We start from the raw sequence: 23572 nt of genomic DNA on the forward strand, positions 1-23572 counted from the left end.
CGGCCCCAATCGGGGCAGGTCTATCGTTCTGGCTCATGGCAGCTGCCGGGACCCGCGGACTGAGCGACTGCGTCCTGTCTGGACTTCTCATGCGCGGAAGGGGTGGCGGCCGGCCGCTGCCGTTCGCACCCACCCTTCTGGATGCCGAACTGCTGCGGGTCGCGGACGCCGCGATGACCGCCCGCATTCCGCTGGCAGTCGTGGTGCCGGCATCGGTCACCGCGGCGCCGGTGGTGCTGGCCGCGTCCGCGTCCGTCGCGGCCGCGCTCCACCGCGGCAGGCTAAACCCACAGATCGGAGTCGCGTCTGTACGGCTGGCCGACCGTGACCTGTACGACGAGCTGGCGTTCCGGACGCAGCGTCTGGTCGACTTCGTGCCGCGCGCAGTGGTGACCGCGGCAGGGCAGCCGCGAGTGATTGGCCGATCGAAGCTCGACGCGGGCGGCCGGGTGTACCTGACCGGGCGGGTGGCGCGGCTGCTCCCGCTGCTCGAACGGCTCGAGGGCGTTATCGTCGCGGCCGGCGCCACCACGGTCGACGAGCTTGCCGCGGTGCTACAGCAGACCGGGCGTCGGATCCCGGCCGTCTACTTGACCGGCGATCCGTACGACGCCGGCCTAGACGTCGTCCGCAGCAACGGAGGCGTGGTATGGGCATGGGACGCCGCCTGCCTGTCGGCGCTCGCCGGCCCGGCCGTGACGCCTCGCAAGGCCGACGCCGGGGCAGTGTTCGTCCCGGCGCAGCAGCTGCAGGCCACCGGCGGTGCCGTGGTCGACATCGTCGCGCCGCAGCCCGGCACGGCGCTCGACCGGGCCCTCGACAGGTTATGGAAGGCGGGAGGCCAGCTGATAGACGCCGCAGCTGCTGACCCCGTCGGGTCGCGATGGGCGTGGACGGCGTTCCACGCGGTGGCGTCCGTCCCGGTCCGTCCGGACGTGTACGACCGGTTCGCTGCCGCGAACCCGTACCGGATGCGGCTTGGAACGCTGGTCGACACCGCCCAGGGCTATGCCGAGCACGCGACCGGCTCGAGCCGGGACGCGTGGCTACGGTTCGCGGACGCGCTCACCGACGCTCTCCGCGCAGCGACTGAGCATCCACGGACCGGCCAGCTGATTGAATGGGTCACGGCCCGGGTTGAGGCAGGGGAGCGGTGCATCCTGCTGGTGCGTGGCACGTCCGCAGCCGCCGCTGTGACGGTCACGCTCACGGAATCGCCACGGACTCCGCTCGGATGGGAGCAGACGGTATCGGTGCGGACAGTGACCGCCGCCGCACGTGGCATGGTGGAGCCGGGCGTGCCGCTGGCCGTCGTCGGGACGCTTCCGCGCAGCCGGTCCGGGCTGCTTACGTTGCCGCCAGCGCCGGCGGTGCTGCAGTTGACGTGCGGGCCGCTGGAAGGACGGCGCGCGGTGCGGCAGGCGGTTGCGGCCCGGGTGCGGATGGCGCACCTGCGGACGGAGGCCGTCACGGAGTCAGCCGCGGCGCTAGGTGTGACTCCGGGTTGCCTGCCAGTCGAGACCGACCCGGTTGCCGCGATCCGGGTCGTGGATGGAGGCGTCCTGCGGGCCGCCAACGCGAACGAGACGGCTAGCGCGGATGACACCGCGTGGGAGCCGTTTGCCGTTAACGTGATCGGGGTGCTGCGTGCGGTGATGGCTGCCGCCGAGGACGACCTGGGCACCCTGTCCGTCCGCGAGGCAACCGGTGCCAGCAGCGATGTGCCGGCGATCGCAGTGCACCTGGACGACCCGAACGGTCCCCGGGTGTTGTGGCTGCCGCCGAACGAGCTCGTGACCCGTCGGCGAGGCCCAACCCTGTCCCGGGTGGCAGTGAAGGCGCTGCAGAGCGGCGACGTGCTGCTGCTCGTCGACAGAGCCGCCCGCACCTACCTGCGGGTGGCATTGACGGAGAAGCTGTCCGAGCGAACCGAGTACGCGGCACTGCGCATGCTGGTCGACTTCTGGCATGCCCGCGCTGCGGCGGCCCGCGACAGCGGCCTGACTCAGCAGCAGATTCTGGATCGGATGACCGGCACGACGCTCACGACCGCTGGCGCGATCGGGCACTGGATGCGCGGCACCGTCGACGGCCCCGCCGACAGCGCAGACGTAGCCCGCTTCGCCCGCGCCGTCAGCGACGACGCGCTGCTTGCGGAGGCCGAACGGGTCGCATGGGCGCTGCGGACGCTGCACATCGTGCACCGCAAGCTTGGCGCGTGGCTGGCTGGTCAGGTGGAGACGGCCGCCAGCCGGGCTAAGGACGGTATGGTCGATGCCGACCTTGGCGTGCACGTCGCCGACCTGCTCGATGTGATTACCGAGCACCCAGTGGCGGACGTTGACCTGGCCGAACAACTGGTCCCGGCGAGCCTCGTTGGCGTACTGACTTCGGCTTGATCAACCAGCGGATTTGCAGGTGACTCCCGCCGATTCGAATCAAAGAGGCGCTGGTGGGCGAACACCTTGCGCCATCGATCCCAGCAAGCGACGGTCGCAGGTCAACGCGTCGTGGTCGACCACCGCGACGTCGATCCTGGCGGCGCGGGCCGCGTCGGCTTCGGGCGCGAAATGGTCATCGGGCCGGCAGGGCCGTAGGGGGTTCGCGGGCAGCAGCAGGGTCATCCCGGCATCGTGCCGAGTCACGACAACAGGTTCCACCGCATATTCAGATCGGCCGGCTCACCCCGATGATGCCGCGGTGCCTGCAGATTGTCATGAGGGGGTGGGCACCTGCCTTGAACGAAAGCGCCGTCGGGCACGGTGAGCGCGGCAAGGCGAAGCTATCCGCTCAGCGGGCTCTCGCTGTCGGATTGCCAGTCGCTGAACAGTGTGGTGAGCCTGCTCTTGGTCTGGTCGGTGAGGATCTTGTTGACGTCGTCTCCGAGTGGTTTCAGAGCGTGTTGTCGTACTGCGGGGTGTTGAGCTGGTGCGGGGCAGATGAACACGGCGAGGATCCGGAGTGCGCGCAAGGCTTCATCGCTCGAGATGAGGTCGAGTAGCGGCGCGCCCCCGAACACTGCGGCTTGAATGCCATGCCACACCTTGTCGACGATCAAGCCGATGGCGGCTTCGGTGACGTGCGGCCGTTCGGCCTGCAGTGCCGAATCCAGGATTAAGGCTTTGACCTTGTTGGGGATGCTGTCGAAGCCTCGTTGGGTCATCTCGATCGCCTGCACCACCGATGAAGAGGTCGCACCAGAAGTGGTTGGTGAGGTCGCGTTTCACGCTGGTGGCGTCCGGAGTGGCTCGGCCGAGTTGCGTGACGATTTCCCGCCAGGCTCCGCGCGTCATTTGCTCGGCAAGCGTTGTCACCTGCTCGGCTGGCGTCGGGTAGGGCTCGTCGTCTTCGGGCCCCACGGGTGGCGACGGGGCGGCAAGCCAGTCCGCGATGTCGACGCGGGCGAGGTCGGTGGTGATTTCCTGGTTGCCGCGGGTCTGCTCCAACCGCGCCGGACGACGCTCTGTTACCTCGCTCATCCGGTTGACCCGGCTGCGGTGCTAGCGATAGCTGACCAAATGGAATTTTGTCGATGCCTACGTCATCGACTGATCCATGCCAACGCCGGTCGATCGGGCCTGTCGGATTGCGGGCAGAACATCGCCGGTCGGCCATCGGACCGGCCTCGCCGGGTGGCTTGTCCGTAGTCACAACGGCGCGTACGGTCGATCGTAGCAGCTGGCCTCGTCCAGCTGCTATGCCGCCCAGTTGTGCGGAGCCCGATGAGTTGGCCATCGATGCTGACGGGCTAAGACCCGCCTGCGGCGCGCCTTGGATCCCTCCGGTTGCAGTCGTCAACAAACCCGCTGCGTGTCCCTCCACATCGGGCGTCGCCTGACTCACCGCTGCCGCCTCACACCGGTTTAGTGCCACGACGTGCCGCTGTGCCCTTGCCTGCGAAGGAGTGCCCTCATGACCTTGTACGCAATCCGCGGTCGCAGTCAGCCGCCAGCTTCGAGCCGTTAGCTCGCCCAGCAGTTTCCGCACCGGGCCTGGCTCATCGACGACCTGCAGGGTCGTATCAGTCGCGCCCCTGCAGCCATCCGCGCCTGCGCACCTGACCCGGACCGATTCGGCCGTGCGATGGAACGGACACTCGCCCTTGACCTATGCGACACACCGCCATATCCGCACCTGCTCACCAGCCTGCCCGAGGCCGGAATACGGCGCCTGCTCACCACCGCCGGATACGCGCCACCCACCGACACCCCCGACGGGCCGTGGCGTAGAACCACCGACCACATTCCCGGCGCTCGACTCTTCACGGTCGGCAGCCTGCTTCCCGACCTCGACAGGGCTGTGCACACACTTCATCGGTCGAACCCGCATGAGGCGCGGGCGGCGATCCAGGCGGTGCTGCGCGACCGGCGGGCCATCGCCGCTTACGCGACCGCAGCGCACGCCGCTCGCCCTACCTTCGCCGCCTTCTGGGCCAGCTACACCAATGGTTCACAACGCGCTGCGCGGCTACGGACCCGCCATCGCCTCTCTGCGCCTGCTGGACGGACTTCGCATCGCCGATTTCCTCGCCAGCACGACCATCGTCGAATACAAAACGGGCCATTTCGACGGTGCCTATCAGCTGGATGCACTCGCCGAGCAGGTGCTGGCCTATGCCCTTCTCGCACCAGGCTCCGGCCATCCGGTCACCGCAGTCGCCATGTACCTCGCCCGCTACCACGTGCTGGCCCACTACCCCCTGGACAGGTTCCTTGCCCGCCTCGCCGGGCAACCCATCGACGCCTCCGGTGCCGGCCAACGCTTCGCCACTCTCGTTCGAGCAGAGAGCCAGCACGTCAACCAACTGCGCTGTGTCGTCTAGGGGATGGTGGCGGCTTGCGTGCGCCAGTGGTTGAGGCGATCACGGGTGGTAAGTGTCTGCGTGTGGTTAGGGCCGAGGATTCGCATCTGGTCGGTGAGTAGTTCGGCGAGGGCTGTGGCCGCGCCGGCTGGGTCGCCACCTGTGCCCCGGATGTCGATTAGTTCGTGGCGCGTGGCCAGGGTTTCGGGGTGGTCGGGGCCAAGGACGCGCAGCATGTCGTGGAGCAGTGTGTCGAGGTTGCTGAGGGCTTCGGTTGTGTCCCCGGTTCGTGCCTTCCAACAGGCATGTTCGCGGCGGGTGGTCAGGGTGTCCGGGTGGTCGGGTCCGAGTACGCGGCCTTGGTCGCCGAGCAGGTCGGCTAGGGCGGCGGCAGCGCCAACGGGGTTCCCGGCTATGCCTCGGCAGCGCGCGAGGCTGTGCCGGTTGGCGAGAGTGTGCGGGTGGTCCGGTCCGAGAATGCGCAATCGGTCGCTGAGGAGTTCGGCGTATGTGATCGCTGCGCCGGTGGGGTCGCCGGTACTCCCTCGGATGTCGGCGATACGGTGACGGATAGCCATCGTGTCGGGATGATCGGGGCCCAGGATCCGTCGCATGTCCGGCAGCAGCGCTGTGAACTGGTCGAGAGCGCCGTTGCTGTCCCCTGTCATACGGCGAAAGCGGGCGAGATTGCTGCGGGTGATTAGGGTTTCAGGGTCGTCCGGTCCGAGGATTCGCACTTGGTCGGTGAGTAGCTCGGCGAAGGCGCGCGCGGCGCCTGCGGCGTCTCCCGCTTGGCCTCGTTGGTAGGCGAGGTTGTTTCGGGTAGTCAAAGTTTGCCGGTGTTCTGGACCGAGGATCCTCGCCTGGTCGATGAGCAGGGCGGCGAAGGCGGCAGCAGCACCGGTCGCGTCTCCGGCGGCGCCCCGCCATGCGGCGAGGCTGTTTCGGGTGGCGAGGGTTTGCGGATGGTCGCCTCCGAGCAGTTGAAGTCGGTCGGTCAGCAGTTCCGCGTAGGCCTTGGCAGCGCCGAGCGGGTCTCCGGCTCGGCCGCGCCAGCGGGCGAGTTCGTGCCGGGCAGCCAGGGTATCGGAGTGATTCGGTCCGAGGTGACGCTCGGCTATCTGGTGCAGGTTTCGGAAATGATCGACGGCGGTGGCGACATCCCCGGTGCCGCCCAGACTCACGCCCGCTCGGAACAGGACAGGGTGGATGCGGGGAGTGTGAAGCAGACTGCCCAGGTGTTGCCGCAGGGCCGTTGCGTTCGCGCGCAGCAGGGCCGTGGTAGCGGTCTCGCGTTCAGTGTGGGGCCATGTCTCCAGTAGCGCGTTTGCTGCGGCGCGTCCCGTGCTGTCTGATTCTGAGAGGTCGCGGATAGCGCGTTGAACGAGGGCGTGCATCTGGAGTAAGTCGGCATCGATGTCGAGGGTGATGAGGTGGTAGCGGTGCAGGTGATGTAGCGCCTGCCGGACCTGGTTCGGCGTTACGAGTTGAGTGAAACCGGCGGCTCGTGACAGATGGGTTAGGGCTGCGGAGGTGGTGAATAGGCCGGCGGGGAAGGCGTTGGGGTCGAGGAGCCCGGCCATGTGGAGGATCGGTGCGGCCAGGCCGACTGGTTCCATGCGGTCGACGGCGTCGAGGGACATCGACCATGTCGCGTCGAGTCGGATGCCATGTTCGTCCGGTAACACGCTTCGGTCGGGCAGGAGCGTATTGAGGCGGTTACGTCGGTCAGCCAGCTCATGGCGGTACTCAGCGCAGCTGATGCGACGTTCCCGAATGTAGGCGGTGGCCTGCGCCAGCGCGATCGGCAGGTAGCCAAGGTCGGCCGCCAACTCCACGGCGCCGTCGCGGTGTGTCGGATCGGTGACCGCAGAATTCAGGTATGCCGCCGCTTCGTCCGGGGTGAACAACCCGACGGGTATGACAGATCGGGTATCGCTTTCCCAGGTGACGTCCCGCACGCGGCTGGTCACCAATGTACGGCCGGTGAACGACATCGGTGGCCACCAACCTGATGCGTCGGCCGGGCTGTCAAGGTTGTCCAGCACCACCAGCCATCGCCGCTCGGTATGCGCCAACCACGCCAACAGCCGGCTGGCCGCATCAGAGGCGGCGACACTAGCCCCGGAAAGCCCAAGGACGCTCGCCGCTTCGGCGTACCGAGTAACGATCGCGTCCCGGCTCGATGCTGTTACCCACACCAGCAGATCCAACTGTCGGCGCTCGAGCAACTGGCGAGCGAACCGCGCGGCCAACTGGGTCTTGCCGACCCCGCCCATCCCCGTCAAGATCTGTGCGCCCACCACCGTACGATCCGGCCTCGACATCTTTCCTGCGTCGAAGCGCGGACTGCGGTCCTGCAGCCAGGAAGCTGCCGAGGGTACCCGCCCAACCTGCGTGAGACCGCTCGATGTAGGTCCGGGCCGGTCGGCCGGCGGTCCGGTGCGTAACGCCAGGATGGCGGCAACCGTGCCGACCGCAGCCAGCAAAGCACTGACGATGCCCGCGATCCACCCGGCCTGCTCCACCGACGCCCACTCGGGGTGGGGTACTGACCAGCCAAACGCCAACCACCACACCGTCAGCGCCGGTAACACCGTGACAGCCAAAACCAGCGGCCAGACGAGGCGCCTCCGACGCCGCGTCCTCTGACGCCCGAAACCGTGAGTCACTACTCCATCATCGCCCGTAGATGCGACAGATCCACCGTGCACCGGTGGTTGGTGAACCGCGCGTGGATCGAATTCCATCCACCTTGAATGCCGATACCTCAGCCGCCGGCGGAGGCGGCACGCGGGTCAGGTATCAAGGGCGGGCAACAGAGCTACCTGGACCCGATGTCAGGGCGGGCTCTTGACCGGTCGCCGTAACGAGTCAGGTAACCGCTCGAGGCTGACAGCCGAGGAGCGATTGACATAAGGCAGCAGAGGGCGTCACAAAGGGCCGCCAATCTGTCCGCATCTGCGGACGTATCAATCGGTTCTGGCATGCCGTGACAGAATCGTTGCAAAACTGGGGGTCAAGGGGTCGTCGGTTCGAATCCGGCCGTCCCGACGCAGGTCAGAGGGCTGATCCGGAAATCGGGTCGGCCCTTTCGCCGTTCTGGGGACCAAGATCAGTCAAGTTGGAGTGTGTCTAGCGCTGCTTGACCGCTGGTCAAGCCATGTGGCCAGCCCTGTTGCCCGCCGAATTGCTCTCTTCGCATCGTCAAGGCGGCCCCGTCGCGGGCCGCCTTGACGATGCCGGACCTGGGCCGGGCCGATGGCCTCCCTAGACGCGCGGCAGCGCGAGCCAGTCCTGCCAAGTAATGTCGCGGCCCAGATAACGGGGCTGCTGGAAGGGCCAGTCGGCGGCAATCCATTGCGGCACCAGCGCGTCGAGCGCGCGCTCCACCTCGCTGCCTACGAGGTCGTCCACCACCCACCAGGAGACCTCTCCGTCGGAGCCGGTGCGCTCGGGCGGATCGATGTAGACACAGCCGAAGATCGTCGTCTCCTCGTCGTCCAGCAGCGCGTAGTTGAACGACTGGTGCGCGGCTATCTCCTTCTCGTGCCGCAGCAAGTCGATGCGGTCCTCTTCATAGGTCATCGTCTCCTTGGGCCAACCCCAGGCCGGGCCGAAGATCTCCCACAAGCGCTCTCGGGAGCCCATCACGGCGGGGTAGTCGATCGCGGTGTCCGCCTCCCGGATCGGCCGTAGGTGAAGCGCGGTGTTGGGCACGGGTACGTAGACGGGGTGGACGAAGTCCTCAGGCAGCCAACTCATAGGGGTCGAGGCTACAACCGGTCGACGCGGGATGATCTAGGCGCCTGGACGTGGCGGCCAGTGTGGCGAGGCAGGTCAAGCTAGGCCGCCGCCGTGCGACTTCCGGCTGGGTCCGCACTTCCTAAATCGCGTGTTGCAGTCGCCGAGGGTGTCAGCGCTTTGGGGACCAGGTGGGGACCTCACGGTGTGCGCGATGGCGTCCGGCATGCCGTCGACTGCACGGCCTGATCGTGGGATAGCGTGCGTGACGTACGTGGACGTGTGGCGAATCGTCCTGGGGGTCAAGGGGTCGTCGGTTCGAATCCGGCCGTCCCGACGCAGGTGAGGGGCCATCTCGGAAGATCGAGACGGCCCCTTTGTCGTACCTGGGTGACTAACTGAGTGACTACGCCTCAGCGTCGAAGATCCGGTCCCTGACGACTGCGCCGCCTAGGAGCGCCGGCCGTAGTTGGTGCCGGTAGACGGTTTCGGTGACCGTCGTACCGGAGTAGCCGCACAGGTCGGCCGTCAACGAGATGTCCCGGCTACGTCGTGAGGCGTTGGAACCACGGCAGTACTGCGCATCGAGGAGACCATGTTGGAATATGCGGTTCTCGGTGATGTCACGGTGTTGATCGACACTGTCGACGGCATCCAGGTCATCACTGATGACTGGGTGGACAAGACCGCCCGTGCAGAACGCGACGAGCTGACCGGCACCCTTTCGGATCGGCCGAGAAGCAGGCGGCGTTACTGCAGATGAAGCACGCCGAGTTGGCCGTTCGTAACCAGCCCGGCGGGTATTGGGTCGGCAGCGGCCGACCCGTTCGCAGCCCGACACGCGATCACCGGAGAGGTGCCACTCGACAGCGTCGCACGGGTCGCCGTATTGACCGACGGGCCGTCGTACCGCCGCGCCGTAGCGCGAGGTACCGCTGCCCGTGGTGGTGATGCGGCGCGGCGGATGCGGGGTCGTCCCTCCGACCTCAAGGGCGCTTCGCGCCGCTGCGCGACCGGCCATTGGCCGCCCTTGACCCCGCAGCCTCTGCGACCTCTCGAGCCGGCGTTGCCGGCAGGCTGCGGCCTGCCCGTGAGACTCGCGCCGCATCCCCACCACGGCCTCATCACACAACCGAGGGCGCGATGCCTCGGCCAGTGTCAAGGTCTGCTTGACCTTGCGCTGCTCAGGAAGATCCAGCCCGCAGAACTGCTTGCCAGAGTTGCCCGTCGTCCTCGGGGCCCAGCCAGGAAACCACTTCGATCCGGCATCCGAGTCGGGTCCGGACTGATGAGTCGCGTTCCTGGATAGATTTATCCAACAGTGCGTTTGTGACAAAGAGGAGGGAGGTCCTGTCGACAGCAGCCTTGCCCACAAGCTTGTCGATAACGTTCCAACTCAAAGTGTGGCCCGGGAGATACTTGACTTCGACTGCTATTGCAGCCTGGGCAGTGACGACAAGGAAATTTGTTCCACCACCTGTTCGATTTACCTCGAAGCCCATCCCGACCAGTGCGGCAGCTACTTGCGACTCGTAGAGTTCCGACGGATAGAGAAGCGTACGCAGTACATCTCCGAGCGTGTTGAGGTAGAGCAGCGCGTCACCGGGGGTGATTTTCTTGCTGGTGTGAGCGACCGCGTTTCTCAGCTTGCTTAACTCGGCTATTGCGCGGTAGGTTCCATTTCCAATCAGTCCCTTGTCTGCGAGATGCTTCGCTACCTGCCTTGGAGTAGAATCCCGGATATTCTGCGGAAGGCCGGAGGATTCGGCGACGTATGAGAGGGCAGCGTCGAGAGCCTTGAAGCCCATCATTGTGGCGGAGGTTGGATCAGTCTTGGCTACTCGGCGGGCGGCTTCCGCTTGGACCAGAGCGAGCTGAACAGACCGGGGGGGCTCGTAGCCCGGGGGCCCGTACGGCTCTACTTTTACCCAAGCAGGCAAATTCACTTGGAGCGCTGAGTCGTTGACGGTCCCGGTTGGGTCAGAACTCGGACGTGGATCTGGCACAGGTATCGGGTTGGTGGTTGGCCACTGGTGCGGGCTTCCCTCGTTTGGCTCAGGCTGCGGCCTGGGTTCTTCGTGTTCAGATGGGCGCTCGGTTGAAGATGGTGAGGGCTCGCTCTGAGTGGGTTGCACAGCTTCAGCATCAACTTCGGGCTCGGGCGTCGTGGGGTTGGGGAGTTGGTCTCCCTGCCTCGGACGGTCCGACTCGACGGCCTCCTGCGCCAACCCGATGCTCTCTGCCCACTCCGCTTCCACCGGGCCAGCGGTCAGCCGCCGTAGTCTGTCTCCAAGTAGTCCGTTGATCTTCTTCCTGAAGAGAAGAACTACGATGAGAACCGTTAGGGGCCAGGCGACGGTCTGCACCAGCGCCGCGATGAATTGCCGCCAGTTCACGCGAGGAGCATACGGGTCGGTCGGTGGCTGCCTACGAGGTCTGGGACACGCACGGGCATAAGACACCGTCGGCAACCAGCCGGCAGTGACAGCAACCCAAACCAGGGCTCGGCCAGCGTGCTGGCCAGGCCTCCGCAGGTCACCTTGGAGCCGGTCCAAGTACCGCTTCGAGGTCTGACACCCGAGATGGGTGACCAACTGGGTGACGTCAGCGGACGAGCAGGGGACCTTCATGGAAGGTACCAGCAGATCAAGACGGTGGAACGGCAGGTCAGCGACCCGTGTTGGTTGACTGGGGGCAAGGGGTCGTCGGTTTGAATCCGGCCGTTCCGATGCAAATGAGGGGCCATCTCGGAAGATCGAGACGGCCCGTCGTACCTGAGTGACTACGTCTCAGCGTCGAAGATCCGGTCGATGGCGACTGCACCGCCCAGGAGCACCGGCCGCGCGCGCAACTCGGGCCAGCGTGGTCGTGCCGGGTGTACAGGCGGTCGGTCGGGGTGGCAGCAGCTGTGTGACCTCGGCCCAGAGTTAGTCCGAGACGACCCACAGCGGCTGCTCACCCTCTTCCATCCAGACAGGATGATCCCCGAATCCCGAGGACACGCCGACCATCACTTCGTGTTGGCGTCGATGATGTAGACCACGTCTGGCCCGACGTCGTGGCGGGTCATGCCGGGTACGTCGGGGATGTTGAGCAGTGGTTCGTATGGGGTGCCTTGGACCCGGTTGCGTAGCAGGACGACGCTGCGGATGCCGAGCTGGTGCAACCGATCCATGGCCGGCTCGCTGGGGAAGGTCGTCATGACGTCGCGGATTGCTTGACGGTTGGGTGTGGTGTAGCTGGCCGCACCGTTGACCATGGCGGGAAAACCGTCGGTCGACCACAGTAGGACGTTGAGGTCGGCGCCGTCGTCGGACGGTAATACCATGATCGGAGCGTGCGCGGTGGCTAGCGTCATCGCGGCCGGTTTGGCTGGGGTTTGGGGGTGCTGCAGGTCAGGCAGGCCCTCAGCTAGCACGAGGACCAGCAACGGAACGGTCAGTAGCCGTGCCTCTCCCACCGACCATTTCGGCTCGGCGCCCCTGCGAGCCACCTCGGCCAGTTGGGTAACCAGGCCGGCCGCGAGGATGGCCAGGCAGAGGGTGGGCCACAAGATCAACCGGCCTGGTGTACGGGATCCGTCGAACCCGGGCACGTAAAGATAGAGCAGGCGGTAGATCGGGCCGTTCGTGCCCAGCGCGAACAACACTCCGACGACCGCCCCGAACAGCAGCAGAAGCCGTTGCACCGGTGACCAGCGGGATAGGAACAGGCCGGCGAAGGCCAGTAGATACAGTGCGTACCCGCATAGCAGCACTTTCTCAGTCGGTGCGCCACCGAGAGCGGTCCGGGCTTCGTTGTGGAGGGTGCCCCAGGGCAGCGAGGACTGCGGCGCCACGAGAAGTCCGCGCAGTGTCGGGGAGAAAAAGGCGACGTAGTCCCAGTCCCGGGTGACTTGTGGGTTGAGCTCCCGCACGTGTTGGTACGCGTATGCGAGGTATCCGGTCACCGCGGTGAAGACCAGCCCGCCGATCAGATCACTGGCGATCAGCCGGCGGCTAAGGCGTGGGCGGTGGATCAGCCAGGCTGTCAGTGTGATCAGGCAGAGGGCGGCGAGGACGTACACGAATCCCAGCCCCACGCCGAAGCCTAGGCTGACCTGCCAGGACGCGACCAGCCAGCCAGCGAACGCCCAGCCCGGCCGGACCCGTTCGGCGAGGTAGCCGCGGGTGAGCGAGAGTCCGTGGCCGCGCGCCAGCATCGCCAGGGCCAGGGTGATGCCACCGGTGGAGAGAATATTCAAATGGCCGTCGTGGCCGTAGCGCCAGGGTGCGTAGGCGAGGGCGGCCCCGGCTACTGCGGCGGCGACCTTGTTCGCGCCAAGTTGGCGCAGGAGCGCGTAGCCGCCGAGGAAGGCGAGCGCGAAAGCCAGCACGAACAGGATGTTGTAGCGCAGCACGGCGCCGACTACACCGCTGCCTATCAGCCCTGCCGGGGCGTAGCCGAGCAGGGTGTCGTTCAGGGCCAGGCCGTACTTGTCGGGATAGAAGGCGTTGGTGTCCCACAGGCCACCGAGACCGTGGGTGAGAGCGTGGCCACCCCATCCCACCAGCCATGCTTGGGCCGTCGGGTCACCCACGTCACCGACGATGGTGTGGGCCGGGTCGGCGATCGGCACGGTCCTGGCACCGGCACTCATCACGCGAATCGCGTACGGCGGAATCAGCCAGATCATCGCGACAGCGAGGAGCACTGAACCGAGGCTCGCGATGCTCAGTTCCCGCCGATGCCCACGGGACAGCCAATCCCTCGTGCCTGAACTGACACGCGCGAGTCGGCCATTTTGTCCGGGCTCGCTGAGAGCGGCGGCTGGTGTGGGGCCTCCTGCCGGTGGTTCTATCTGCGTCATCACATTGACCCTCACTGTTGAACCGCCGCAGTAAATCATGAGCAGGGCGGCGCATAGAGTCAAGACCGCGATCAATGCCGCGCAGGTAGCAGGGCCTTGCTTTGTTTATCGAGGGCGTCTTGTCGCGCAGGAGTCGCGATCGGTGCAGCAGCGCATCTTGCCGCTGTCGAAACAGGACACGCCAGGGTTGCTGCTGCAGGACCCCTGGACGCTTCGGCCTGGACGCGTCGGCGCAGGCGCGTCACGGTGCCGAGGCCGGCGCACGCTTGGCCCGCTGGATCTGCGCGTAGACGTGGGTCCGCAGTTCGGTGAACCGGGGCAGCGCCCGGGTGGTGAGCTGGTCGCGTTCCCGGGGGAGGTCGATCACGAGGTCTTCCTGCACCCGGGTCGGCGAGTGCGACAGGACGAGCACCCGCTGGCCCAGATACACGGACTCGTCGATGTCGTGCGTCACGAAGACAGTGGAGATGCCGCGGTTCAGGTGCAGGTCGCGTACGAGGTCCTCCAGGTCCGCACGGGTCTGCGCGTCCACCGCCGCGAACGGCTCATCCATGATCAGGACTTCGGGCCGGTACGCGATGGCGCGCGCGATGGCCACCCGTTGCTGCATCCCGCCGGAGAGCTGCCACGGATGGCTGCGTGCCGACTGCGGCAGTCCGACCGCGTCGAGGGCGTCGACGACCCTCCGGTCGCGTTCGGCGCGGGAGAGCTTCTGGTGTCGCAGGGGAAGCTCCACATTGCCCCGGACCGTCAGCCAGGGATAGAGGCTGCGGCCGTACTCCTGGAACACCACTGCCATTGCCGGGCTCGGGCCCGTCACCGGAGATCCCTCCATCTCGACGAGGCCGCTGGTGGGCCGGAGCAGTCCGGCGAGGCATTTCAGGAGGGTGGTCTTTCCGCAGCCCGACGGGCCGACGACGCACAGCAGTTCGCCGGGCATCATGGTGAAACTGAGATCCCCGATCGCCTCGACCTCGCCCCGGCCGGAGGCGTAGACCTTCCGTAGGTGCTCGACCCGCAGCAGCGGACGTGCGTCAGGCACGGGAGACCTCCCTCATTCCGTGGTACCAGCGCAGGACGCGGCGTTCGACGACGCCGAAGGCCACGGCGAGGAGGACGCCGATGAGGCCGAGCAGGAGGATGCCGCTCCACATCTCGGCGATGAGGTAGTTCCGCTGGAAGTAGGCGATCCGGTAGCCGAGGCCGGCCGAGGACGCGAACATCTCCGAGATGACCATGAGGATCAGGGCCACCGAGAGTGCCTGCCGTACGCCGGTCATGATGCGCGGACTCGCCGCCGGGAGGATCAGCAGCCACACTCGTTGCCACCGGGAGATCCGGTACGAGTCGGCGGTCTCCAACATCACGCTGTCGGTCGCCCGGACGCCCTCGATCGTGTTGAGCAGGATCGGCCAGATCGCGCCGGAGGAGATGACGACGACCTTCATGGTGTCGGTGATGCCGAGCAGTAGCGTCGCGACCGGAATCAGCACCGGTGGCGGAATCGCGCGGAAGAACTCCAGCAGTGGTTCGAGGATCTCGCGTAGCGGGCGGAACCGGCCGATGAGGACGCCGGCGGCGACACCGAGGAGGATCGACGCGAACAGGCCGGCCAGCAGCCGGTACACGCTCGGCAGCACGTCGTCGACGAACGCCGGGCCGATCCAGGTCTGCCGGAACGCGTCGAGGAGCGGGCGGGGGCCGACGAGGAACCGGTTGGCCGACCGGGTGGACCAGACGGCCCACAGCCCCACGGCCAGGACGGGAAATCCGACCGCGTACACGACGTTCTCGGCGACCCGGACGCCGAGGCCGCGAGGGGCGGTCCTGCCCGCACCGAGGGCGGTCATCGGGTTGCCTCGTCCGCGAGCACCGACTGGTGCCAGGCCAACGAGCGGCGTTCGGCGAAGCGGAACACGACGTTCACCACGAGGCCGAGGAGCCCGGTGACCACGACGAGGCCGTACAGGCCGACGGCGTCCCCGGCGGAGCGCGACAGCTCGATCATGCGTCCGAGGCCGGGGTTACCGATCACCATCTCCGCGGTGACGGCCAGGATGAGCGCGACCGCCGCGGCGAGGCGCAGGCCGGTCATCAGGTACGGCAGAGCGGTCGGAAGGATGAGATACCGCAGCCGCTCGTAGCGGGTGAGGCCGAAGCTCCGCGCGGTGTCCCGGGCGACCGTGTCGACGTCGGCGACGCCGTAGATCACCTGCACGAACACCTGCCAGAACGCCGCGTAGACGATGATGACGAGTGCGGCGCGCATCTGCAGGCCGAACATCAGCACGGCGAGGGGGATCAGCGCGACCGACGGCACCGGCCGTAGGAACTCGACTGTCGTGTGCGTGGCGCGACGCAGGAACGGCACCATCCCGACCACGGTCCCCAGCGTGACCGCCGCGAGCGTCGCCAGCGTGAGGCCGATCGCCCACGACGTCATGGTGAGCCGGAGCCGCCGCCAGAACGCCAGGTCGCGGACCTCGTGGAACAGCCATCCGAACACGTCGGTGGCGTACGGCAGGTCGTGCGGGTCGACCAGCCCCAGAGCCGGGAGCAGTTGCCAGACGGCGAGGAACCCCAGCAGGCCGACGGCGCCCAGCAGGATCTTGCGCATCGGTCGGCTACTGCTGCTGGACGAGACGGTCGAAGTCGGGCTGCCGGTCGAGTACGCGGTACTTCTGAGCGAGCGTGGCCAGTTGCTCCAGGCCGGCCCGGTCGATCGTCCACCCGAACGCCGGGAGGCGGACGGAGTCCGCTACCGCATCCGGCAGTTCGAGGTTGTCCTTGATGGCCTGCCGCAGGCCGACCTGGTTGGCCGGGTCGTTGGCCCAGGTGAGCGTCTTCTGCATCGCCGACGAGAAGTCCGCCACCAGCGTGGCGTCGGAGTCCTTCAGTTTGCTCGACGTGATCGTGGTCAGGGTGGTGAGTCCGGGAACGGTGGCCTGGTATGGAGCGACCACGAGAACGTCGCCGCGCTGACGCATCTGGGTGATGAACGGCTCGGTCACCCAGGCGGCGTCGATGTTGCCGGCGGCGAGCTGGGCCGGTGCGTCCGGGAAGGCCACCTCGACGAACTTGACCTTGGTGGGATCGCCGCCGTCCTTCTCGACCGCTGCCATGATCGTGACATCGCCGGCGGCGCCCAGGCTGTTCACCGACACCTTGCGTCCGGCGAGCTGGGCCGGCCGGGTGATACCGGACTTCGTGGACGCCAGCACGGCGTTGATGTCGTCGCCGTCGGCGTAGGACGACGCGTAGTTCCCGATGATCACCACGCCGAGGTTCTGCAGATCGGCGCGGAACGGGCCGAACGGTTGGCCGATGGCGAAGTCGATGTCGCCGTTGATCATGGCCGGGATGGCCTGGGCGCCGCCCTGCGCGGGCACCACCTCCACGTCGAGCCCCTGCTCCCGGAAGATGCCCGCCTTGATGCCGCCCCACAGCGCGGCGGTCTCGCTGATCGGCAGCGCCGCCACGCGGACCTTGCGCAGGTCGCCGCTCGCCCCGGGGGACGGGTCGGTGGCATCGGAATCCGTGCAGCCGGTCAGGGTGATCACGACGCCGGCGAGAACAGCGAGGGCAGTGACCTTCTTCATGGACGGGCCCTTCCGTGCGCGGCGCTTGTGCAGCCTGAGGAGTGGGGTCGACGGAGTGCCGAGAGCATCCGATCGCGTCGATCAGCGTCATGCAGGAGCGATTGATTGTCAAGAATTCCAAAGGGCGAATCGCATAGCGGTGGGAGTTGTCCGGTGACGGCGAGAAACGTCTTGACGGACGACGATTTTGTGACCAAACTGTGCGGTTGGTGGCGCGGGGCGGAGAGGGCGACGACGTGGCAATCGTGATCGTGGGCGCTGGTATCGGTGGCCTCACCACCGCGCTCAGCCTGCACCGGGCCGGCTTCCGTGAGATCACCGTCTACGAGCGCGCCGCCGCGCTGCGCCCACTCGGCGTCGGGATCAATCTGCTCCCGCACGCCGTCCGTGAGCTGACCGAATTGGGTCTCGGGGAACGCATCGAAAGGCTGGGTGCCGCACCCCGCACGCTTGCCTACTACAACCGCTACGGTCAGCAGATCTGGAGCGAGCCGCGCGGGCTGGACGCCGGATATCGCTGGCCGCAGCTTTCCGTGCACCGCGGTCGGTTCCAGATGGAACTGCTCGCCGTGGTGCGGGAACGGCTGGGTGCCGACGCGGTGCGCACCGGGCACCGGCTCGTCGGCGTCCGCGACGGCGTCGCGCACTTCGAGACGGCGGCGGGGGAGGTGAGCGTCGCCGGCGACCTGATCGTCGGAGCGGACGGCATTCACTCCGCGCTGCGCCGTCACCATCGGCCCGGCGAGGGGGCGCCACTGTGGAACGGGCTGACACTGTGGCGGGGGACGGCACGGGCACCCGGATTCCTGGACGGGCGAACCATGATCATGGCCGGGGACGCGGAACAGAAGTTCGTGGCGTACCCGATCGGCGCCGGCCTGATCAACGTCGTGGCCGAGCGGCGCGGGCCGGGTTTCGCGGGGCCCAACGCGGACTGGAACCGGACGGTCGACCCCGCGCCGGTCGTCTCGCTCTTCGCGGACTGGCGTTTCGCGTGGCTCAACGTGCCGGAACTGCTGGCCGCCGCCGACGAGATCCTCGAATACCCCATGGTGGACCGCGATCCAATCGACACGTGGACGCACGGCAACAGCACGCTGCTCGGCGACGCCGCCCACCCGATGTATCCGAACGGTTCCAACGGGGCGTCGCAGGCGATCCTGGACGCACGTACCCTCGCCTTCCACCTCGCCACCGCGCCGACGGTCCGGGCGGCGCTCGACGCCTACGAGGCGGACCGGCGGCCCGCGACCACCGCGCTCGTGCTGAGCAACCGGCGGCAAGGCCCGGAACAGGTGATGGTGCTCGCCCACGAGCGCGCGCCGGACGGGTTCACGCACATCCACGACGTCATCCCGCCGGAGGAACTCACCGCTATCGCCACCGGCTACAAGAAGGCGGCCGGTTTCCTACCCGCCGACCTCAACGAACGGGCCTCCCTGACGCCGACGGCCTCCCCGGGCGTCCTGCCGTGACCGGCCCGGAGCCGACCGAACTGGACGCGGCGCGACTGGCGTCGGTGATCTCACCGCTGCGCCGCACGCTGTTGGCCGCAGCCCGGGCCACCGAGCACCTGCCGGAGATCCCGGACGCGCAGATCGAGATCGTGCGGGCCCTGCCCCGGGGCACCGTGGCCGGCCCCGGTGAGCTGGCCGAGCGGCTGCGCCTGAGCCGATCCACGGTCAGCAACCTGCTCACCGCGATGGAGGGCAACGGTCTCGTCGAGCGTCGCCCCCGCCCCGGCAACCACCGCCACGTCGACGTCCTCGCCACCGTGAAGGCCCTCGACCTGTTCGACCGCTTCGACCTCGCGAGCGGAGACCTGGTCGCCCGCGCCGCGGCGACCCTGCCGGCGGCGGACCGCGCGGCCCTCGCCGCCGCGGTGCCCGCGCTGGAACGCCTCCGCGACGCCCTCGCGCACACCAAGGACACCCCATGAGTACGCGCCGAGCCGCCGGTAGGGACGCCGTGACCGCCCCGCCGGTTCCCGGGCTGGAGGCCGCGTTCGAGGTGGAGGCGCGGCTGGGCGCGCTGGAGGACCACGGGATGACCCGTGCCGGTCACCGTCGCGTGGTGCCTGTCGTCGGCGGCCGGGTCACCGGTCTCTTCGAGGCCGACATCCTGCCCGGCGGCGCCGACTGGCAGGTGGTCCGCCCCGACGGCGCGATCGAGATCGACACGCGCTACTCGGCGCGTACCGCCGACGGCGGTCACGTCTACCTGCGGACGTTCGGCGTCCGCAGCGGCCGCCCGGAGGTCCTCGAGGCGTTGCTGCGCGGCGAAGCCGTCGAGGTGTCCGAGTACTACTTCCGGCTGGGCGTACGACTGGAGACGTCGATGCCCGCGCTGGCCGTCCTGGAGCAGTCCATCTTCGTGGCGTCGGCGATCCGCGAGGCCGACCGGGTGCGCTACACCGCCTACCGCGTCACGTAGCTGTTCGCGCCCAGGGCGGCGACAGGCCGCCCCCGCTCGACCCGCGCCGACGTCGCCGACCACTTCCGCACGCTCGATGCCTTCCACGTCCGCCAGCCGATGACCCGAGCAGACCACCGCCCGACCCACCAGCGTCCGTACGTGCGTCAAGGTCCGCTGGACCTGGCGGGCCGGTCGGCGGCCCGCTCTCCAGAAGGGCGGGTCGACGGCACGGGATGGCTCGAGGAGTTCGTCTAGTCTCGCCATGTCAGCGGGGCTGCCCGGGAGCCGTTCGGCGGAGGCATCGTGATGTGGCGGGTTTTGCTCGGGCTTCTGTTGGGAGTGCTCTTCATCGTGATTGGAGCGGCCCTCGCTAGTGACTATCGCGGCTTCGCGACAAAGCACATAGAGCTATCGATGCAGGTCGTGCGTCCGCTCAGTCCCTTCCGGTGGACGGATGACCGACTGGCTCGACGCCGCGCCTTTTTCATTGTGTTCGACAGGCTCTTCGGGGTGTTGATGATTGTCGCGGGCGTCGCGATGCTGGTCGGCGGCGGGCAACTGCTATTCAACGAGCGCTGGTAGCTCCGCAAGGCGTTGCCCCGCATGTATGGCCGGCGACCCCTCAGGATGTTGCGTGGGTGGGCGAGGCAGGCGAGCCTGGGTGACTACCCGAGTGACGATCGATGTGGACGCCAGTGGGCATCGCTCGGACGGTGGCGGACCGTGCCCCGCCGGCCCGGCCCCGGCCGCGCCGCACTTGAGAGTCGCAGGATCAGAAGACCTTGAGACTCCGCCCCGGGCCTCGGCCCTCCTCAGAGATCTGCCAGCAGTGGCACACTCCGGGCATGAGTTACGACATGGCGGTGTGGGAGGGCGACATGCCCGCCGACGACGAAGCGGCCGGTGAGGCATACGAAGCCCTCTACGAGCAGTACTGCGAGAGCGAAGAGGAACTGCCGCCGACGCCGCGCATCCGCGCCTACGTCGATGCTGTGGCAGCCCGGTGGCCTGACCTCTATGGCCACGACGCCCAGCTCTATCCCCTGTCGGAGGGGCTCATGGACGAGGCGTCAGGCCCGATGGTCTACCTCACGATCCCGTTCAACCGGTCCGATGAGGTAGCGGCCGGAGCGGCACAGATGGCCGCCGAGCACGGGCTCGTCTGCTACGACCCACAGTGGGAGCATCTCCGCCCCGCCGCCGGTCACGGCGACCGAGTCTGAAGGTCAGCACGGGCCATCCGCAGGCCAGCAAACCGTGGCCCCCAGCGGCTACGACGGGGCACGAAACGCAGCCCGGCGAACCTCCGGCCGCAGGCGTTTCGAGCATCACACCCCACCTCAAAACGCCCTCGTGACTGACGGTGTGGAACCAGGGAAGGGACGCGCGGAGCGCCGCGTTATGAGCGCCGGTCGCCAAGCCACCACGCGTCATGGGTCGTCCAGGCGCTCGAAGTGCCCGACACCCGCAGAGTGATGCCGCCAACAAAGCGAAGGACCAGGTCGCCGTTGTCCGCCACGGTGACGGCATTGACGGTCAGGTTCAGCACTTCCAGTAGCGACGACAACGCAGATGCCGGCTCCTCCGCCGCCAGGCCGACGACGAACGGCGGGGGCGGGATTACCTCGCACGCCGTGTCGATGTACAGCCGCAACTCGGTCGCCGTCATGGCTCCGCTGTTACTGGTGAAGGTCACGAAGGGCCAAGCCTGACGGACGCCAACCTCAGTGACGAAGAAGCCGACCAGCGCGTGCGGATCATGCTGCATGTCGCCAGGCTAATGACCGCCCGCAGCGTGACCGTTGCATGCCCGGCACGGCCGCCCGCGGCGGGCAACCAGTGCAACGATAAGAGCGGTCAGCGCGTCCACCGGCGGTGTAGGCGCCGGACCGAGCCGACCACGGCGAGTAGAAACAGCACCACAGCCAACGCATTCAGGACCCAGAACCGGGCCGCCCCAGGGTTCCACAGCCAGTCTTCGTAGAGCGCCGGTCGGCGGTGGCGGTTGAGGTCCATGTAGGACGCGATCGCCGCCAGCCCGAGGCGCGCGGGCAGGACGTCGGCCGGCAATCCGTACCACCGGTCGAGACGGAACAGCGTGCCGCTGAGCGCCACCTGCGTCACGGCCAGCAGGGTGCTCCAGGTGACGGCCCGCTCGAGGGTCGGCGCGCCGGCCGAGATGAGCAGACCTATCCCCATCGACGCGAGCATGGTCAACAGCACGACGCCGTAGAGCATGACCAGCGGCGGTACGCCGTACTCCATCGGCGGAAGGTCGCGTGCCGTCGCGAAGGCTACGGTGACCACACCCGCCAGCATCACGCAGACGCCGGCGTAGACGACCGCCTTCGACAGGACGATCGGCAGCGCCTCCACGCCGACCCGGAAGTCACGGTGCAGGGTCCGCTCGTCGGCGACGATGTCCGGGTAGGTCAGGGCCGCCCCGGTTAGTGCCGCGAGGGTGACCAGGATGGCCAGCACGGCACCCGTCTCCGGGCCGGGCCGCAAGCCGTCAGGGGAGGCCACGACAGCGATGACGGTGCAGATGAGCGGTACGGCGAACAGCACGGCCAGGGATGCCCGCCCACGCCGACGGGTGAGCGTGAACTGGCGGTGCAGCAGGGTGCCGAACCCGGCCAGCGCCCACCGGGCGGGCGACGGGTTGCGTGTGAACGCGGCGGTCGTGGGTGGATGCCCGCGGCTCTCCGATGCTGCCGGCTCACGGTCGAGCTCGGTCATCAGGTCGGCCCAGCTGTCGTGACCGAGCGTTTCCAGCACCGTCTCGGGCGGGCCGGCGTCGCGGATCCGTCCGCCCTTCGCCACGACCAGTACCTTGTCGACCATCCCCAGGTGCTCGGTCGCGTGGGTGACGATGACCACCGTGCAGTGGTAGGTGGCGCTGACCGCCCGGAGATCGGCCATGATCGCCCGATCCTTGCCCGGATCTAGTCCACTGGTCGGCTCGTCCAGGAGCAGCAGCTGCGGATCGCCGACGAGTTCCATGCCGATGGACACCCGGCGGCGCTGCCCGCCGGAGAGCTTGTCGATCCGCCGTTCGGCGAGCGCGGCGGGCTGATCGAGGCCGAGCCGTCGCAGGACGTCGTCGACCCGGCCTTGGACCTCCCGGGCGGTGGTGTCCGGTGCCGCCCGCAACCGGGCGGCGTAGGTCAGCGTCTCCCGCGCGGAGAGGGTGGCGAACAGATCCTCGTCACCTTGCGGCACGTACCGGACCTGCCGGCGGCGCAGTTGCGGATCGGTGCGGCCGCCGGTGCCCGGACCGAGGTGGACAATGCCAGCGCTCTCGGTCACCTCTCCCATCAGCACCCTGATGAGCGAGGACTTGCCCGCGCCGGATGGACCGACCACGGCGACGACCTGCCCGGGTGTGATGTCGAGGCTGACGTCGTCGAGCAGTATCTTGCCCCGGTCGCCGATCGCGGTGAGGTGCTCAAGCCGCACCGCGAGCCCGGTCTCGGTGGTGGGCCGCCGCAGCGTCGCAGGACCAACCTTCCGCACGCCGGCCTGGCGCAGCTCGGGCCGCTGGCCACCGGGTAGAAGGTCGGGACTCACCGTCACGGCGGTCTGGCCGATGACGAAGACCTCCCCATCGGCCAGGGTGGCCGACATCTGCTGGACGCCGTCGACGTACAGCTCACCGGAGATCCACCACCGGCCCTTGCCGTCGACGCGAACGGTGGCGTGCCGCGCGCGGACCAGCGGATCGTCGATCGGGATGTCGGCGTTGGTGCCGGCGCGCCCGATGACGTAGCGGACGAGCCCGCGTGATGAGGGCTCGCCGGCGGCGGTGTCGCGCGGCGAGGGCGGCGGCAGCGTCTTCTCGTCGACGAGCCGGCGCGGGTTCACTGGCCCGGTCGGCGTCTCGCTCGCCAACCCGAGCGCGGTGGGACGGTCGGTGGGTAGTTCCTGCCGGGCATTGATGACCGGGGCACCGTCGATCCGCAGCACACGAGCGGCGGGCACGTTGTCGGCGTGGAAGAACCACCGGCCCAAGACCGGTACGAAGAAGCCGAGCTGTCGGGTCGCCCCACCGTCTATGGGTGTCCGGCTGACCGCCAGTCGCTCGCCTTCGCGCACCAGGTAGTGCACCTCCTCCTCGGCCAGCTCGACCTCGCGTCCGTGAAGGCTGACTCGCAGCGTCCCCAT

Annotated in this window: 20 protein-coding genes; 8 read left to right on the forward strand and 12 right to left on the reverse strand. The window is 67.9% G+C overall.

The features are described from left to right. Nucleotides 1-35: 35 nt before the first annotated feature. A complete protein-coding gene (locus ACZ6NZ_RS23430) occupies nucleotides 36-2399 on the forward strand; it encodes a DISARM anti-phage system protein DrmE domain-containing protein (protein WP_465860158.1) in 2364 nt (787 codons plus the stop codon). A 39-nt stretch (nucleotides 2400-2438) separates the two neighbouring features. Here ACZ6NZ_RS23430 and ACZ6NZ_RS23435 read toward each other — a convergent pair whose 3' ends face one another. Next, complete coding sequence (locus ACZ6NZ_RS23435) at nucleotides 2439-2624, reverse strand: hypothetical protein (RefSeq protein WP_465860159.1); 186 nt, start codon at nucleotides 2622-2624, stop codon at nucleotides 2439-2441. A 158-nt stretch (nucleotides 2625-2782) separates the two neighbouring features. Further along, nucleotides 2783-3181 (reverse strand): hypothetical protein, encoded by a 399-nt coding sequence (locus ACZ6NZ_RS23440; protein WP_465860160.1) that lies wholly within the window; start codon nucleotides 3179-3181, stop codon nucleotides 2783-2785. A gap of 1263 nt (nucleotides 3182-4444) precedes the next feature. Here ACZ6NZ_RS23440 and ACZ6NZ_RS23445 point away from each other — a divergent pair. Then, nucleotides 4445-4822: a hypothetical protein gene (locus ACZ6NZ_RS23445; protein WP_465860161.1), complete on the forward strand. Its 378-nt coding sequence runs from the start codon at nucleotides 4445-4447 to the stop codon at nucleotides 4820-4822. Here the strand turns inward: ACZ6NZ_RS23445 and fxsT are convergent. After that, entirely contained in the window at nucleotides 4819-7329 is a 2511-nt protein-coding gene (gene fxsT / locus ACZ6NZ_RS23450) for an FxSxx-COOH system tetratricopeptide repeat protein (RefSeq protein WP_465860162.1), read from the reverse strand. The two genes, ACZ6NZ_RS23445 and fxsT, sit on opposite strands and share 4 nt — an antisense overlap. Before the next feature lie 742 nt (nucleotides 7330-8071). Further along, the gene (locus ACZ6NZ_RS23455; protein ID WP_334510015.1) at nucleotides 8072-8566 is read right to left on the reverse strand and encodes a GNAT family N-acetyltransferase; all 495 of its coding nucleotides are present in this window, start codon (nucleotides 8564-8566) and stop codon (nucleotides 8072-8074) included. A 574-nt stretch (nucleotides 8567-9140) separates the two neighbouring features. Here ACZ6NZ_RS23455 and ACZ6NZ_RS23460 point away from each other — a divergent pair. After that, a complete protein-coding gene (locus ACZ6NZ_RS23460; RefSeq protein ID WP_465860164.1) occupies nucleotides 9141-9308 on the forward strand; it encodes a hypothetical protein in 168 nt (55 codons plus the stop codon). Between the two features lie 421 nt (nucleotides 9309-9729). On the opposite strand, the gene ACZ6NZ_RS23465 is transcribed toward ACZ6NZ_RS23460, so the two are convergent. The 6 genes from ACZ6NZ_RS23465 to ACZ6NZ_RS23490 all read right to left on the reverse strand — a co-directional run bounded on the left by ACZ6NZ_RS23465 (nucleotide 9730) and on the right by ACZ6NZ_RS23490 (nucleotide 16993). Continuing rightward, a complete protein-coding gene (locus ACZ6NZ_RS23465) occupies nucleotides 9730-10941 on the reverse strand; it encodes a hypothetical protein (protein WP_465860165.1) in 1212 nt (403 codons plus the stop codon). A 614-nt stretch (nucleotides 10942-11555) separates the two neighbouring features. After that, complete coding sequence (locus ACZ6NZ_RS23470) at nucleotides 11556-13238, reverse strand: hypothetical protein (protein ID WP_465860167.1); 1683 nt, start codon at nucleotides 13236-13238, stop codon at nucleotides 11556-11558. A 397-nt stretch (nucleotides 13239-13635) separates the two neighbouring features. Beyond that, nucleotides 13636-14436 (reverse strand): ABC transporter ATP-binding protein, encoded by an 801-nt coding sequence (locus ACZ6NZ_RS23475; protein ID WP_465860168.1) that lies wholly within the window; start codon nucleotides 14434-14436, stop codon nucleotides 13636-13638. Continuing rightward, complete coding sequence (locus tag ACZ6NZ_RS23480; protein ID WP_465860169.1) at nucleotides 14429-15244, reverse strand: ABC transporter permease; 816 nt, start codon at nucleotides 15242-15244, stop codon at nucleotides 14429-14431. Before ACZ6NZ_RS23480 ends, ACZ6NZ_RS23475 begins: the two co-directional genes overlap by 8 nt. After that, complete coding sequence (locus ACZ6NZ_RS23485) at nucleotides 15241-16011, reverse strand: ABC transporter permease (RefSeq protein ID WP_465860170.1); 771 nt, start codon at nucleotides 16009-16011, stop codon at nucleotides 15241-15243. The genes ACZ6NZ_RS23480 and ACZ6NZ_RS23485 overlap by 4 nt, the downstream gene beginning before the upstream one ends. 7 nt (nucleotides 16012-16018) lie before the next feature. Beyond that, nucleotides 16019-16993, reverse strand: coding sequence for an ABC transporter substrate-binding protein (locus ACZ6NZ_RS23490; RefSeq protein ID WP_465860171.1), 975 nt, complete (start codon nucleotides 16991-16993; stop codon nucleotides 16019-16021). A 236-nt stretch (nucleotides 16994-17229) separates the two neighbouring features. Between ACZ6NZ_RS23490 and ACZ6NZ_RS23495 the strand changes: the two genes are divergently transcribed. From ACZ6NZ_RS23495 to ACZ6NZ_RS23515, 5 genes are all read left to right on the forward strand, one after another. After that, a complete protein-coding gene (locus ACZ6NZ_RS23495) occupies nucleotides 17230-18468 on the forward strand; it encodes a flavin-dependent oxidoreductase (protein ID WP_465860172.1) in 1239 nt (412 codons plus the stop codon). Beyond that, nucleotides 18465-18932 carry a MarR family winged helix-turn-helix transcriptional regulator gene (locus tag ACZ6NZ_RS23500; RefSeq protein ID WP_465860173.1) on the forward strand — a complete coding sequence of 156 codons (468 nt, stop codon included), beginning with the start codon at nucleotides 18465-18467 and terminating at the stop codon, nucleotides 18930-18932. Before ACZ6NZ_RS23495 ends, ACZ6NZ_RS23500 begins: the two co-directional genes overlap by 4 nt. Further along, the gene (locus tag ACZ6NZ_RS23505; RefSeq protein WP_465860174.1) at nucleotides 18929-19426 is read left to right on the forward strand and encodes a DUF3237 family protein; all 498 of its coding nucleotides are present in this window, start codon (nucleotides 18929-18931) and stop codon (nucleotides 19424-19426) included. Before ACZ6NZ_RS23500 ends, ACZ6NZ_RS23505 begins: the two co-directional genes overlap by 4 nt. A gap of 285 nt (nucleotides 19427-19711) precedes the next feature. Beyond that, nucleotides 19712-19990, forward strand: a complete 279-nt coding sequence (locus ACZ6NZ_RS23510) for a hypothetical protein (RefSeq protein ID WP_465860175.1) — start codon at nucleotides 19712-19714, stop codon at nucleotides 19988-19990. A 263-nt stretch (nucleotides 19991-20253) separates the two neighbouring features. Further along, complete coding sequence (locus ACZ6NZ_RS23515) at nucleotides 20254-20631, forward strand: hypothetical protein (RefSeq protein ID WP_465860176.1); 378 nt, start codon at nucleotides 20254-20256, stop codon at nucleotides 20629-20631. Between the two features lie 176 nt (nucleotides 20632-20807). Here ACZ6NZ_RS23515 and ACZ6NZ_RS23520 read toward each other — a convergent pair whose 3' ends face one another. Both ACZ6NZ_RS23520 and ACZ6NZ_RS23525 read right to left on the reverse strand, forming a co-directional pair. After that, nucleotides 20808-21176 (reverse strand): hypothetical protein, encoded by a 369-nt coding sequence (locus tag ACZ6NZ_RS23520; RefSeq protein ID WP_366609791.1) that lies wholly within the window; start codon nucleotides 21174-21176, stop codon nucleotides 20808-20810. An 89-nt stretch (nucleotides 21177-21265) separates the two neighbouring features. Beyond that, nucleotides 21266-23572, reverse strand: coding sequence for an ATP-binding cassette domain-containing protein (locus ACZ6NZ_RS23525; protein ID WP_465860177.1), 2307 nt, complete (start codon nucleotides 23570-23572; stop codon nucleotides 21266-21268).

The organism is Micromonospora sp. NPDC047756, from assembly GCF_055587245.1.

Coding starts and splice junctions, on each gene's coding strand:
- ACZ6NZ_RS23430 (WP_465860158.1), top strand. CDS start 36: ATGGCAGCTGCCGGGACCCGCGGACTGAGCGACTGCGTCCTGTCTGGA.
- ACZ6NZ_RS23435 (WP_465860159.1), bottom strand. CDS start 2,624: ATGACCCTGCTGCTGCCCGCGAACCCCCTACGGCCCTGCCGGCCCGAT.
- ACZ6NZ_RS23445 (WP_465860161.1), top strand. CDS start 4,445: ATGGTTCACAACGCGCTGCGCGGCTACGGACCCGCCATCGCCTCTCTG.
- ACZ6NZ_RS23455 (WP_334510015.1), bottom strand. CDS start 8,566: ATGAGTTGGCTGCCTGAGGACTTCGTCCACCCCGTCTACGTACCCGTG.
- ACZ6NZ_RS23460 (WP_465860164.1), top strand. CDS start 9,141: ATGTTGGAATATGCGGTTCTCGGTGATGTCACGGTGTTGATCGACACT.
- ACZ6NZ_RS23480 (WP_465860169.1), bottom strand. CDS start 15,244: ATGACCGCCCTCGGTGCGGGCAGGACCGCCCCTCGCGGCCTCGGCGTC.
- ACZ6NZ_RS23485 (WP_465860170.1), bottom strand. CDS start 16,011: ATGCGCAAGATCCTGCTGGGCGCCGTCGGCCTGCTGGGGTTCCTCGCC.
- ACZ6NZ_RS23490 (WP_465860171.1), bottom strand. CDS start 16,993: ATGAAGAAGGTCACTGCCCTCGCTGTTCTCGCCGGCGTCGTGATCACC.
- ACZ6NZ_RS23505 (WP_465860174.1), top strand. CDS start 18,929: ATGAGTACGCGCCGAGCCGCCGGTAGGGACGCCGTGACCGCCCCGCCG.
- ACZ6NZ_RS23515 (WP_465860176.1), top strand. CDS start 20,254: ATGAGTTACGACATGGCGGTGTGGGAGGGCGACATGCCCGCCGACGAC.
- ACZ6NZ_RS23520 (WP_366609791.1), bottom strand. CDS start 21,176: ATGCAGCATGATCCGCACGCGCTGGTCGGCTTCTTCGTCACTGAGGTT.
- ACZ6NZ_RS23525 (WP_465860177.1), bottom strand. CDS start 23,572: ATGGGGACGCTGCGAGTCAGCCTTCACGGACGCGAGGTCGAGCTGGCC.